The sequence below is a fragment of the Novosphingobium sp. GW821-FHT09E05 genome (genome assembly GCF_059416165.1).
Genome location: NZ_JBWKOQ010000005.1, coordinates 197,646 through 210,970 on the forward strand (window position 1 = coordinate 197,646; position 13,325 = coordinate 210,970).

At 67.7% G+C, this 13,325-nt stretch carries 12 protein-coding genes; 7 read left to right on the forward strand and 5 right to left on the reverse strand.

The annotated features are described in order from the left end of the window. Positions 1 to 118: 118 nt before the first annotated feature. From tenA to AC07M9_RS18365, 4 genes are all read right to left on the reverse strand, one after another. Complete coding sequence (gene tenA / locus AC07M9_RS18350; protein ID WP_494885742.1) at positions 119 to 781, reverse strand: thiaminase II; 663 nt, start codon at positions 779 to 781, stop codon at positions 119 to 121. A gap of 504 nt (positions 782 to 1,285) precedes the next feature. Continuing rightward, entirely contained in the window at positions 1,286 to 2,872 is a 1,587-nt protein-coding gene (locus AC07M9_RS18355; protein ID WP_494885744.1) for a LysM peptidoglycan-binding domain-containing protein, read from the reverse strand. 196 nt (positions 2,873 to 3,068) lie between these two features. Next, complete coding sequence (locus tag AC07M9_RS18360; RefSeq protein WP_494885764.1) at positions 3,069 to 3,611, reverse strand: ankyrin repeat domain-containing protein; 543 nt, start codon at positions 3,609 to 3,611, stop codon at positions 3,069 to 3,071. Positions 3,612 to 3,622: 11 nt separating this feature from the next. Next, entirely contained in the window at positions 3,623 to 5,299 is a 1,677-nt protein-coding gene (locus tag AC07M9_RS18365; protein ID WP_494885745.1) for a catalase, read from the reverse strand. 190 nt (positions 5,300 to 5,489) lie between these two features. Here AC07M9_RS18365 and AC07M9_RS18370 point away from each other — a divergent pair, with 190 nt between their 5' ends. Further along, positions 5,490 to 6,077 (forward strand): TetR/AcrR family transcriptional regulator, encoded by a 588-nt coding sequence (locus AC07M9_RS18370; RefSeq protein ID WP_494885747.1) that lies wholly within the window; start codon positions 5,490 to 5,492, stop codon positions 6,075 to 6,077. A gap of 100 nt (positions 6,078 to 6,177) precedes the next feature. Here the strand turns inward: AC07M9_RS18370 and AC07M9_RS18375 are convergent, their stop codons facing one another. Beyond that, the gene (locus AC07M9_RS18375; protein ID WP_494885749.1) at positions 6,178 to 7,050 is read right to left on the reverse strand and encodes an SDR family NAD(P)-dependent oxidoreductase; all 873 of its coding nucleotides are present in this window, start codon (positions 7,048 to 7,050) and stop codon (positions 6,178 to 6,180) included. Positions 7,051 to 7,271: 221 nt separating this feature from the next. On the opposite strand from AC07M9_RS18375, the gene AC07M9_RS18380 reads away from it, so the two are divergent. The 6 genes from AC07M9_RS18380 (at position 7,272) to AC07M9_RS18405 (ending at position 13,184) form a co-directional block, all read left to right on the forward strand. Then, positions 7,272 to 7,871, forward strand: coding sequence for a cysteine hydrolase family protein (locus AC07M9_RS18380; RefSeq protein WP_494885751.1), 600 nt, complete (start codon positions 7,272 to 7,274; stop codon positions 7,869 to 7,871). Positions 7,872 to 7,959: 88 nt separating this feature from the next. After that, positions 7,960 to 8,481, forward strand: coding sequence for a sigma-70 family RNA polymerase sigma factor (locus AC07M9_RS18385; RefSeq protein ID WP_494885752.1), 522 nt, complete (start codon positions 7,960 to 7,962; stop codon positions 8,479 to 8,481). Next, entirely contained in the window at positions 8,465 to 9,439 is a 975-nt protein-coding gene (locus AC07M9_RS18390; RefSeq protein ID WP_494885754.1) for a FecR family protein, read from the forward strand. The genes AC07M9_RS18385 and AC07M9_RS18390 overlap by 17 nt, the downstream gene beginning before the upstream one ends. Positions 9,440 to 9,520: 81 nt before the next feature. After that, positions 9,521 to 11,875, forward strand: coding sequence for a TonB-dependent siderophore receptor (locus AC07M9_RS18395; RefSeq protein WP_494885765.1), 2,355 nt, complete (start codon positions 9,521 to 9,523; stop codon positions 11,873 to 11,875). Further along, positions 11,872 to 13,005 carry a PepSY-associated TM helix domain-containing protein gene (locus AC07M9_RS18400; protein WP_494885756.1) on the forward strand — a complete coding sequence of 378 codons (1,134 nt, stop codon included), beginning with the start codon at positions 11,872 to 11,874 and terminating at the stop codon, positions 13,003 to 13,005. Before AC07M9_RS18395 ends, AC07M9_RS18400 begins: the two co-directional genes overlap by 4 nt. Then, on the forward strand, positions 13,002 to 13,184 hold the full coding sequence (locus AC07M9_RS18405; protein WP_494885758.1) for a hypothetical protein: 183 nt from the start codon (positions 13,002 to 13,004) through the stop codon (positions 13,182 to 13,184). The genes AC07M9_RS18400 and AC07M9_RS18405 overlap by 4 nt, the downstream gene beginning before the upstream one ends. The last annotated feature ends 141 nt before the right edge of the window (positions 13,185 to 13,325 follow it).

Sequence of the window (13,325 nt, forward strand, 5' to 3'; positions counted from 1 at the left end):
TTTATTGGTGTGTAATATTGCACATAAAACTTATGTTGGGATTGTCCGTGAAATTACGAAACCTTGTTCGCCGATCAATGGCGAGCGACGATTTCGGACGGCCCCAGCCCAAGCCCGGCTAGATTGGCCACCCGGCGCGGTGGTAGGCGGAGTCCCAGAACATCCATTCGTAGCGGGCGGCATTGCGGAAGGCCGTCGCCATCGCCGCGCGCGTGGCCGGGGTGGCGGCTGCGGCGGCTTCGTCCACCAGCGCGCGCACGCGGTCCGTCGCCTCGCCGAAGGAGGGCGCGGCATACGTATCGATCCAGGCGGCGTAGGGATTGGGCGCGGCGGCGCGCGGCTTGATGGCGCAGCCGACTTCCCAGTAGACCCAGAAGCACGGCAGGATGCCCGCGATCAGCTCCTCGTAGCTGCGCGTCGCCGCGAGGGCGAGCAGGTAGCTGGTGTAGCCGAGGCACACCGGGGTCGCCTCGCTCGCCAGCGCCATCTCGGGAGTGACGCCGAACTGCGCGAAGAAGGCCTGGTGGAGCGCCTCCTCCACCTGAACCGCGACCTTGGCGCCGTCCGAGAATTCGAGCCGGCCCGCCGCCGTCGGCGCCCGCGCCGCGGCGATCGCCAGCACCCGCGAATATTCGGCGAGGTAGAGGCTGTCCTGTATCATGTAATGGCGGAAGCTCTCCCCCGGCAGCGTCCCGTCCGCGAGCTGCGCCAGGAACGGCTGTTCGAGGATCGCCCGGCGCAGCGGCGCCACGTCCTGCCAGATGGTTTCGCAGAAGCTCATGGGGCGGGTTCCTTCGAAGTTGCGCAGGTTCGGCTCGATCTGCTCGTCGCCCGCGCGAGGGCGGGGGTCCCGCTTATGTCGCCGCGCCTGAACGAACAAGCGGGATCCCCGCCTTCGCGCGGGGATGACGGGGGATTGGACGGAGGCTTTTGCCGGAAAACAGCGGCAGCGGTGGCCCGGCGCGGGCATTCCAATGACCTTGGGAGACAAGGCGCCCTTCTGCGCAGGGGAGTTAATTTTGCAGGCAAAGAACCGTTCGTGATCGGCGGCCGCCGGCGACGACAGAAACAGACGGGGCCCCATGAAGAGATCTGCGGCGCCTCCAGGGCCTACGGCATCGACGTGGAGACCACCATCGCCCGCCGGTCGACGGCCTTTCGCTGGGCCTCGCGGTCAACTGGAACTGCTCGCGCTTCACCCGGTTCACCACCGGCAATTGCACGCAGTTCGCGGGGGCGGCAGGTCTTCCTGCGCCTGACGCTGCGGCTGACCGCGTTCCGACGGTCAGACGAAGAAGCTGCTCAGCGAGGGTATGACCACGCCCTCGCGGCTGACCATGAAGTTGCGCACGTCGATGCGGGTGTCCACGTAGCCGGAGAACCAGTTCCGGTACGCGGCGCCGATGTTGCCCCCGGCGGCGGCGATCAGCTCGTTGCGGCGGGTCTCGTTGGGTACGTTCGCGCGCATCGTCGCCGGCTTGACGTAGTTCATCTGGCCGCGAAGGAAGAACACCGCGCCGGGCCCGCCTTCGTGATGGGCAACATAGGCGAGCTTGGCGGTTCCGCCCGGATCGACGACCGCCGGCAGCACCCCCTTGGTGCGCAGGAACGCCAGGTTCGCCACCGCGAAGTCCGCCCCCGCGAGGATCGAGACGCGCGGGTCGAAGCGCATCGCCAGCAGGCGCGCGTCGTCGACGATGGCGCCCGCCGCGTCGATCACGCCGGCCGCCTTGGCCTCGGCATGGAGCAGTCCGCCGGCCCGGCGCGCCTCGCCCCGCCAGGTCCCGTCGAGGAACTGCGTCAGCCCGCGCGCCGAGGAGGAGGGGGACTTGCTGTTGGCGTCCCACTGTTTCGAACCGGCGACCTTGGCGGCTTCGGCCTCGATGATCGCGGCGATCGTCTGCGGCGCCATGCCGGTGCGGGTCGCCGCCTCGATGATGGCCGCCAGGTACTTGCCGTTGACCGCGGGCAGGTTGAGGTTGGCGGCGGTATAGGGATCGCCCAGCGCCTGCGCCGGGGCGGGCGGCACGAACGCGGAGGGCGGCGGCGCGGCGACTTCCGGCGCCAGCGTGTCGGGCTTGACGTAGACGCCGCAAACGACCCGCCCGCTGGCCGAGTTGAGCGCCAGTCCGTTTTCGCGGGGGCCGGTCCGTGCGCGCGGCGAGTAATAATCGCTGGCGAATCCGTCTGCGGTGCGGATCTCTATATGGCCGTAGATGCGGTTCCTGTCGGTGGCGGTGGGCGTGGCCTTGTAGACGATCACCGCGCCCTCCGGCGCATCGTAGGGCGAGCGGATACCGGCGGCCGGGAGCCCGAGGATGTCGACGAAGCCTTCCCTGACGAGCAGCGGCCCGGCCTCGTTCGCGGCCCCGCCGCCCAGGTAGTGATCGACCGCCCCGCCTGCGAGCAGGGCCTGCTTGACGTAGCGATAGCAGCGCCCGGCCGATCTCGCGCGCACCGACTGCCGCGCGATGGCGGCGGCTTTCAGCGAGGCGTGACCGGGGAAGGGCACCTCGCCGCCCCCGGGCGGCAGGTTGATGAGGATGGGATCGACGGCGCTCGCCGCGCGGCTCGGGATCACCAGCGAGGTGCCGACGGCGATCAGGTTTGGATTCGTGATCCCGTTCGCCTCGGCAAGCGCGGCGACGGTGACGTTGTAGTGCGAGGCGATGGCCGAAAGACTGTCGCCCCGCTTGACCACGTAAGCAGCATCCGACAGGCGCCTGACGTTCAGGACCTGCCCCGCCGCGATCCGGTCGGGGTCGGCGATGGCGTTGAGGGCGACGAGTTCGCCCACGGTCGTCTGGTTGTCGTGGGCGACGCGGGCAAGCGTGTCGCCGCTCTTGACGACATATCGCAGGTAGTCGGCCATAGATCCCTCCGCAACTTTCCGGCGGGGTTGCGAGTCCGGCAAACGCTCCGCCTGCGGCAGGATTTATCTATCGGCGATGCGAGTCAATTGGAGGATGGGCCTGACAGAACTTGTAATATCCCGCCGTTTCAAGAACTGATCCGGCCTTTACTTCGCGGTGACCCGGAAAATGCTTTTCCCGCAACGCTTTTACCGGTCAGGGGCGCGGCGGCGCCGAGAGTTTCGTTGCCAGCGCGTCATTGCCCTGCTGCGCGGCGACCAAAGCCGCCGAGCGGCCGGAGGCGTCGAGCAGGCGGGGATCGGCGCCGGCTTTCACCAGCATGTCGATCTGGGCGGTGCGGCCGAACAGCGCCGCCATCATCAGCGCGGTCTGCCCCGCCTTGTTGCGCGCGTTCACATCGCAGCTCTCCTGGAGCAGCCGCGCGGCGATGCGGTCGTCGCCCTTGAAGGCGACCCCCATCTGCGCGGTGTTGCCCTGGTTGAGATCCGGTTTGCACGGGTCCGCACCCGCGTTGATGAGCGCCTCCACCGCTTCTGCCTGGCCGTTGTAGGCGGCGAGGATCAATGGGGTGAAGCCGCGTCCCTCGTAGGCGTTCACGTCGGCACCGTTCGCCACCAGCAGGGGAATGAGGTCGGTGCGGCCGACCTTCGCGGCTTCGAACAACAGCTCCTGCCGCCGCTCGGGCGGCGGCAGGGCGGCTGCGGGGACGGGGGCGGACGCGGCGGCGCCCGCCAGCATCAGCGCGAGGATCACGGCTTGCCCGCGTAGCGCGCATCGACCGTGGACTGATACTCGTCCACGGCCCGGTTCACTTCGCCCATGGGCACGTTCACCGCCTTGGCAAGACGCGCGCCGAGGTCCTTGTCGGCCTGCGCGAAGTAGCTGACCATGATGACCCTGGTGCGCATCGACGTCACCACGCCGAGGTCCCCGGCCAGGTTCTTGACGAGGTCCGCCTTGTCCGCCGGCTTGAGCGAACGGTAGAAATGCCCGGCCTGGTCGAACGGCTCGGTCTTCGAGATCGGCGCCGTGCTGGTGACCGCGTCGATCTTGTAGGGCGTCGGCGCGAAGGCGGGATCGACCGTCTTCGCCTCGGTCACCGAGGGGAAGTAGTTCACGTCGACCTTGCCCCGCGCCTGGTCGAGTTGGCCGTCCTGGTAGTTGTTCACCACCGGCACGCGCGGGCGATTGACCGGCAGGTCCATCACGTTGGCGCCGACGCGGTAGCGCTGCGTGTCCGAGTAGGAGAACAGCCGCCCCTGCAGCATACGGTCGGGCGAGGGCTCAATGCCGGGGACAAGGTTGGCGGGCGCGAAGGCCGACTGCTCGGTCCAGCGGAAGAAGTTTTCCGGCACCTGGTTGAGCGTCATCTCGCCGATCTTGCGGAACGGCGCATCCAGCCATTCCTTCGTGTCGTCGAAGGGGTTGAACGGCAGCTTGCCGAGCTCCTCGGCCGTCATGGTCTGTACCATGAGGTCCCAGGTCGGATAGTCCCCCGCGGCGATGGTGCCGTAGAGATCGTCGGTCAGGAAGTTCGGCGGCGCCTTGGCGGCGGCGTCGCCGTTCAGGCTCTTGACGCCCTGGCGGCTGATCCAGCGGAACTTGGCGAAAGTGACCTTGCCGTCCTTGCCGACCAGCTTGAAGGCGTGGACGCCGTTGCCGTCCATCGTGCGGTACGATGCGGGCGTGCCGAGGTTCGAGTAGACATGCACCAGCATGTTGGTGGCCTCGGGCGTGCCCGAGAAGAACTCGAACAGGCGGTTCGGGTCCTGCTTGTTGGTGATCGGCGAGGGCTTGAGCGAGTGGATCATGTCCGGGAACTGGATCGCGTCGCGGATGAAGAAGATCGGCAGATTGTTGCCGACCAGATCCCAGTTGCCCTGGTCGGTGTAGAACTTGACCGCGAAGCCATGGGGGTCGCGCATCCCTTCGGGCGAGCCGGAGGGGTGGATCACCGTCGAGAAGCGCACGAAGACCGGCGTTTCCTTGCCCGCCTGCGCGAACAGCGATGCCTTGGTCAGGTCCGACAGGTCCGCCGTCGAGCGGAACACGCCGAGCGCGCCGGTGCCGCGGGCGTGGACGACACGCTCGGGCACCCGCTCGCGATCGAAGCGGGCGAGCTTCTCGATCAGCGTCACGTCTTCGAGCAGGACTGGCCCGGTGTCGCCTGCCGTCAGCGAATTGCGGTTGGAGCCGATCGGCGCGCCGTTGTCGCGCGTCATCTGCGGGGCGGCGGCGGCGGGCGCACCCGCTTTGGCATCGACCGTACCGGCGACGCCTGCCTGCTCGGCCATGGGTTTGGTGGCTGCCAGCGGGGCGGCGACCGTCGTCATGCGGTCTTCGACCTGGGTCGCCGTCTGGGCCAGCGATGTAAGGGGGATTACCGATACTGCCGCAGCAAGCATCGCTCTCGTCAAACGTCTCATAAAGCCTCTCCTGTTATAGGGAGAAGCCTTGTCGCGTTGGCATGTTCCATTCCAGCGATATTCATTCGTTACAGAAATCGGATATCCCGTTCATCCGGGAGAAAGGTTGTGGGAACCTTTTGCCGCGGGCAGTCTGGACGGCGCCGACGGCGGCATCTAGGCAGGCGGAAACACGAAAGGGCTGCCAGTGGTGGAAACCAAGATCGAGCGGCGCATGGGGCCGGCTGGCTCGGAAAACTGGCACGCGATGCTCGACGGGGCGGAGGATATCCTGCGCGAGGAAGGCCATGCCGCGCTCACCTCGCGCCGGGTGGCGGAACGCATCGGCGTCAAGCAGCGGCTGATCTACTACTACTTCCGCACCATGGACGACCTCGTGGTCGAGATGTTCCGCCGCCTGTCCGAACGCGCGCTGGCTCGGCTGCGCGAGGCTGCGGGCAGCGCCTCGCCGCTGCGCGATATCTGGGACATCTGCATCCACACCGCCGACGCGCGGCTGGTCTCGGAGTTCATGGCGCTCGCCCACCGGATCGAGGGTCTGCGCAAGGAAGTCATGCACTTCATCGAGGAGTCCCGTGCGATCCAGGTCGAGGCGCTGGAGGCGGCGATGGCGCGCTCGGGCTGGCACGGGCCGGTGCCCGCGCGCAGTCTCGCGCTCATTGCGACCAGCCTCGGCCTGTCGCTGCCCCGTGAGGAGAAGGTGGGCGTCACCACCGGCCACGCGGAAACGCTGGCGGTGATCGCAGCGATGTTCGCGCGGCTGGAGCCCGGCGCCTGATCGTCAGGACGCGGCGGTCCCGCCCTGCCGCCGGTCCGCCTCCCCGTGATAGGCATCGACCGTTTCGCCGCGCAGAGGCCAGTAGATGGGCGGGACGGGGTCAGCGAATAATCAGCGGGTGGGGCACATGCGGCGCCACCTTGTGCGTGTCGCGGTACGAGGGCGGCTGGCGGCCGTCTTCGTCGGTCAATCCGTATCGCACCGCAAGCTCCGCGCCGATCAGCGTCTGGCCGCTCAGCTCGGCCAGCTTCGGATCGCCATGAAGCGCCCAGATGACGTGGCCGGTGAACTCCGGCGTTTCGATCTGGTCCTTGAGATAGGCGTACTTGGCGGGCTCCGCCGCGATCATGGCCAGCAGGCGGTCGGTCGCCAGCGCGCCCATCCAGATCGAGACCGAAGCGACGGCGCTGTTCGCATGGCGGAAGTCCACCGCCATGTCGAAGGCCATCTTGTCGATGCCCGCCTTGTGCGCGCCGTAGGCCGGGCCCATTGAATAATGCGCTGCTCCCGATGCCGAAGTGAAGACGATCAACCCACGGTCCCGTGCGACCATGCCCGGCGCGGCGAGCCAGCTGGCGACATAGCCGCTGCGGATGCCGACATTGATCATGTCGCCCAGCTTGCGCGGTTTTTCCCAGAAGTTTCCCGGGGCGCTGAGTTCGTCGTACACGGCCGCGGCGTTGTTCACGAGGATGTCGATGCCGTCCTGCTCGGCCGCGACCCGGGCGAACAGCGCTTCGACCTGCGTGTCGTCGGCATGGTCGCAGCGCACCGCGATGCCGCGGCCCCCCGCGGCGGTGACGGCCTCGGCAGTCTCGTAGATCGTGCCGGGCAGGGCATGGTCGCCCGCCTGCTGCGAGCGGCCGGTGACGTAGACCGTGCAGCCGTGGCTGCCGAGCGCGATGGCGATGCCGCGCCCCGCGCCGCGACTGGCCCCGGTGACGATAGCGACGACGGGTTTGCGGTCGGACATGCGTTTATCTCCCCGGCCGCGCGGAGCTTTGCCCTGCCGGCCTTTTTTGTTCGTCAGGGTGGTAGCGTCGGCCCCGTCGCCGGTCAACGCGCTGCCCATCGCTCTTGCGGTGACTCGCCGTCGCGGGCGTGCGCCATTTTGCCGGGACGGACGGTTGCGGCCGGGCCGCCGCGCCTTAAGTTCAGGGTTTACCTATTGCCTTCCCAGCCAAGGAAACGTCCATGGACCCCAAGACCACCGCGCTCGTCCTCATTGAATACCAGAACGACTTCGTCAGCCCCGGCGGCGCGCAGCACGAGGCGGTGAAGGGCGTGATGGAATCGACGAACATGCTTGCCAACAGCCTGGCGCTGGTCGAGGCGGCGCGCGCGAAAGGCGTCACGGTCATGCTGGTGCCGATCGCCTTCGCGCCAGGCTATCCCGAGATCGCGGAGCAGACTTACGGCATCCTCGCCGGGGTGAAGGCGTCCGGGGCTTTCCAGGCCGGGACCTGGGGCGCAGAGATCATCAAGGAACTGAAGCCGGGGGCGGGCGACATCGTCGTCGAGGGCAAGCGCGGGCTCGACGCCTTCGCCAGCACCAACCTCGATTTCATCTTGCGCCAGCGCGGCATTACCGACGTGGCGATCGCCGGTTTCCTCACCAACTGCTGCGTCGAATCGACCATGCGCTCGGCCTACGAACGCGCTTTCCGCGTCGTCACCCTGACCGACTGCTGCGCGACGCTGTCCGAGGAGGAACAGCGCGTCGCCACCGAAAAGGACTTCGCGATGTTCTCGCGGCCGATGACGCACGATGCGTTCCTGGCCGAACTGGAGTAAACTCGACACGGATATTCGAAGGAAATCTTGCGACTGACTTGCATTTGCGTTAGTCCGCCAGCGCCCGTAAGGGGCGCCGGAGCTTATCGTGCAGTCGAACGCAGCCATCGAGATCGGGGCGCTCTACACCGCCCATGCCGACTGGCTGCGTGGCTGGTTGCGCGCGCACATCCGCTGCCCGCACAAGGCGGCGGACCTCGCGCAGGATACCTTCTGCCGCATGCTCGAGCGGGTGGACGGCCGCGCGCTCCATTCGCCGAGGGCCTACCTGGCGACCGTCGCGCGGCGGCTGGTGATCGACGATGCCCGGCGGGCGCGGGTGGAGGCGGCGTTCCTCGACGCCTATGGGGCGCTGAACGGTGGCCGCGAGGCAATCGGGCCGGACCGGATCGCCGAGGCGGTGAGCGAACTTGTCGAAGTGGCCCGGGCGCTCGACACGCTCCCCGAAAAGCCGCGCCGGGCTTACCTGCTTGCGCGGCTCGAAGGCATGGGTCACGCCGATATCGCGGCGGAACTCGGCGTGTCCAAAAGCATGGTGAAGCAATATGTCGCGCAGGCCTATGCGCGCTGCTACGCCGCGACGTATGGAATCCATGCCGACGCGTCCTGACGCTGGGCGCGAGCCCACGCCGGCGGTCGTCGAGCAGGCGGCGGCATGGCTGGCGCACCTGGAATCGGGCGATGCCGACAACGCCGATGTCACCGCCTTCGAACAATGGTGCGACGCGCAGCCCTCGCATGGCGTGGCGATCGAGCGGATGGGCGGCCTCGGCGCCCGGCTGGGCGGTAGCGACGCGGTTGAGCGGGAAACGCTGCGCCGGCTGTTCCTTGGGCGAAAGCCGGGGCGGGGCGTTATCGTGGCCGCGTTCCTCGCGCTGATGGGCGGCGCATGGGTGCTGTCCCGCACCCCCACGGCGCACATCTACCTCGCGGACGAACGCACCGCCGTCGGCGAAATGCGGGACGTGGCGATGGCCGATGGCAGCCGGATCGTGATCGGCACCGGCAGCGCCGCCGATATCGGGCGCGATCCCGACCGCCGCGAGGTCCGGTTGCTGCGCGGGGAGGTTTTCGCGCAGGTCAGGAAGGGCGACCCGCGGCCCTTCGTCGTCGAGACCGTGGACGGCACCGTGCAGGCCATGGGCACGGCCTTCACCGTGCGCAGGGAAGACGAGGGTACGCGGGTGACGGTCGCGGAATCGCAGGTGCGCGCCTGCCCCGCAGGCCGTGCGGGCGACGCCTGCGCCATGCTTTCCCCTGGCGACGTTGCACTGATGGCGCGCGGCCGCGTGACCCGCCTGTCCGGCATTGCCCCGGCCGACGCTTCGGCCTGGACCGAAGGCTGGTTGCCCGTGGAGGACCGGCCTCTGGTGGAGGTGCTCGACGAACTCAACCGCTGGCGCATCGAACCCGTCCGCTTCGACCGGCAGGCGCTGGGAGGGCTCCGCGTCTCCGGGATGCTGCCTCTGGATGATACCGACCGCGCGCTGGCCAACCTGTCCCGGTTGCTGCCCATCGAGGTCGATCGTGATGGCCCTGCGGTGACGGTGGTGCGCAGGCCGCGATAATTTTCGAGCGGTAGCTGTCCCTGCGCCGATCTCGTTCGTCCCCTGGTCAGAGCGAATGGGCATGTGGGGAAAGACGTGAAGATGAATGCAACGACGGCGGCCGGTCTGGTCGCCCTGATGGCCGCGACTTCGAGCGTGGTGGTGCCGGTGACGGCGAGCGCGCAGACGGCGAAATCCGTGTTCGACGTGCCCGCCGGGCCGCTGGCAGGGGCGCTGCGCCAGTTCGGCCGCGCGGCCGGCGTCGCCGTCTCCTTCGACCAGGCGGCGGTAGAGGGAAAGACCACGCGCGGCGTGCGCGGATCGTACTCCGCCGCATCGGCGCTGGAGGTCGTGCTGCGCGGCACTGGCCTGCGTGCCATATCCGACGGGGCGGGCGGCTTCGTGATCGCGGCGGCCGCGGCCGAGGCGGCAGGCACGCTCGATGCGCCGGAGATCGTCGTGATCGGCAAGGGCTACGGCGTCGAGGTCGGCGCCAAGAGCCTGGCCCCGCTGAAGGAAGTGCCCAACACGGTTACGCTCGTCGACCAGCAGCGCATCCGCGAGCAGAACCTGTTCACCATCACCGACCTCGCGGCGCAGACCGTCGGGCTGACGGTCACCGGCGGCGACAGCGACCTCGCCCAATTCATGACGCGCGGCTTCACCATCGACAACTACCTTGTCGACGGCGTGCCCAACAACGGCTTCACCGGCGAGATACCTGACCTGTTCCTCTACGACCGCGCCGAAATCCTGCGCGGACCGGCCGGCCTGTTCAGCGGTTCGGGCAGCCCGGCGGGCAGCATCAACCTCGTGCGCAAACGCCCCCTCCCTGAGTTTGCGCTCTCGGCGCTGGCGGCGGCAGGTTCGTGGAACAACTTTCGCGGCGAGGCGGACGTCTCTGCTCCGGTTTCCGAGGGTGTCGCCGTCCGCGCCGGGCTGGCCTACCAAGACCGCGACCAGTTCTACGACGTTGCCCACCAGTCGCGCCTCGTGGCTTTCGGCGTCGCCGACTTCGCACTGGGCGAGACCACCAAGCTGACGCTGGGCGGTCATTACGACCGCTATCGCGGCGCCAGCTTCTCCGGCCTGCCCGGCCTTGCGGGACCGGACGGCGAGGCCAACCCGCTCGCCGACCTGCCGCGCTCCACGTATGCGGCGGCGGACTGGAACAAGTCGAACTTCGACACCAAGGCGGGCTTCGCGGAACTGCGGCAGGAACTGGGAAGCGACTGGATTCTGCGCCTCAGCGGCACTTACGGCAAGACGAGCACCGACCTCGTCTCGTCCTATGCGCTCTCGTTCACCGGCATTACCGAAACCGACGGCGAGGCGTTCCTGCTCGCCTCGCGCAATCGCCGCAAGTTCGACTACCTGACCGCCGACCTCAATCTCGTCGGCCGCTTCGCGTTGCTGGGCCGGGAGCACGAGCTGATCGCGGGCATGGACTATCAGCGCAAGACCTACGACGAGGACTTCTCCGACCGCGCGTTCCTAGGCACGTTCGACCTGTACAATCCGGTCTACGACGTGCCCGAGCCGGAATTTCCCTTCACTTACGTATCGACCACCAGGACGCGGCAGGTCGGTGCCTATGCCCAGACCCGCCTGAAGATCGCCGATCCGCTGACCGTGGTCCTAGGCGGCCGTCTCAACTGGTACGAGAACGCGCTGACGCCGCGTTTGCCGGACGGGTCTACCTCGACGATCAAGTCCGACGGCCGGTTCACGCCCTACGCCGGCGTGGTATGGGACGTGACGCCGCGCTGGTCCGCCTACGCCAGCGTCGCGGAGAGCTTCGCGCCGCAGTCGGGGCAGACGCTGGATGGCGATCCCATCGCACCGGTGGTGGGCAGGCAGTTCGAGGCAGGCGTGAAGGGAGAGTTGTTCGACAAGCGCCTGCTCCTCAGCCTTGCCTTCTACCGCATCGAGCAGTCGGGCCGGGCGCAGCCCGATCCGCGCGACATTAACTTCGTGGTCGCCTCGGGCAAGGTTCGCAGCCAGGGCATCGAACTGGAAGCCAACGGCGAGATCCTCCCCGGCTGGCGACTGAACGGCGGCTACGCCTACAACGAAAACGAGTACCTTCGCGACGAGGCCAACGAAGGCGCGCGCTTCACGCTCGCCATGCCCAAGCATAGCGTTAAATTGTGGAGCAGCTACCAGCCCCAGTCGGGCGGCCTGTCCCGCCTGAGCGTGGCGGGCGGCCTCAACTGGCAGAGCGAGACCGAGGCATTCCTCACCTTCCTCGGCGGCACGACCGGCGCGCGCCAGCCGTCCTACGCAGTCGTCAGCGGGCGCATTGGCTATGATCTCAGCGATGCGATCACGCTGGGTCTCAACGTCAACAACCTCTTCGACAAGCACTATTACGAGCGCGTCAGTGGCACCGAGTTCGGCAACTTCTACGGCACGCCGCGCAGCGTCATGCTGACCGCGCGCGCCGACCTGCGATGACACCGGCCGCGATCCGGCGCTGGTACTTGGTCCACAAGTGGACCAGTCTCGTCTGCACCGCGTTCCTGCTGATGCTGTGCGTGACGGGCCTGCCGCTGATCTTCCGCCACGAGATCGACGAAGCGACCCGCGCACCCACCGTGGTGCGGGAGGTGGAGGGGCCGCCGGTGAACCTCGACGTCCTCACACGGCGGATCGTGGCGGCCAATCCGGGCTGGACGATGATGTACCTCAGCTGGGACGACGAGAAGCCTCTGGTTTATGCGATCCTTGGCACCCGCGTGGACATGCCGGAGGATCAGGCGCGCATCCTGATCTACGACCCCCGGAGCGGCGCCCCCGTCGCATCACCCCCGCTGGACGAGGGGGTGATGGCCTTCCTGCTCGACCTTCATGCGAACCTTCTGCTGGGCATCCCTGGCCAGCTGTTCCTCGGCCTCATCGGCCTGGTGTTCCTTGTCGCGGTGGGGTCGGGCATGGTGGTCTACGCGCCGTTCATGCGCAAACTTCCCTTCGGAACCGTGCGCCGGAACCGCAGTAGCCGCCTCAAGTGGGTCGACACCCACAACATGGTGGGCATCGTCACGCTGGGCTGGGTGAGTGCGGTGGGGCTGACGGGGTTCATCATCACGATGACCATGCCGATTACGGCGATCTGGCAGGCGGACGAACTGGCCGGGATGGCGGCGCCCTATGCCGACGCGGCGCCGCCGACCCGGCTTGCCTCCGTCGATGCGGCCGTCGCCACGGTGCGCCGCGCGGCGCCCGATGCCAGGGTAAGCTTCGTCGCCTGGCCGGGTACGGCGTTCAGCACGAAGCATCACTACATGGTTGCGCTGGCAGGCAATACACCGCTGACGGCTCGTCTCATCAGCCCTGCGATGATCGATGCGGCAACGGGCCGGCTCACCGAAGTTCGGGAGATGCCGTGGTACGTGAAGGTATTGTTCCTCTCCGCGCCGCTGCACTTCGGCGATTACGGAGGAATGCCGCTCAAGATCATCTGGGCAGTGCTCGACGTGGCGGTCGTCGTGGTGCTGGGGACCGGGCTTTACCTGTGGCTGGGGCGAGGCCGTGTATCGCTCGACAGGCCAGTCGCCGAACTCTCCGGGCGAAGGGTGGGGCCATGAAGACGGCGAGGGCGAACTGGCGCATCTTCCGCTGGCCTCTGCTGATCGCGCTCGTCAGCCTGCTCGGACTGGTGTCGGCGCTGGTGGGTGACGGCGCCTACGATGCCTTGTCGTGGCTGGCGCTGGGAGCACTCCCGGTGCTGATGATCGCGGCCTGGCAGGGCTGGACGGCGCGATAAGCGAGAGTTTTCGGAATGCCGATTGTGAAGAGGGTAACGCGGCCGGCCTGTGGAAAACATTCGAAAAAACCGTGTTGACCGAATCGCGGGTGGGACTTAGAGGGCGTTTCACCGCAGCGGACCACACGGTTTGCTTTTAGC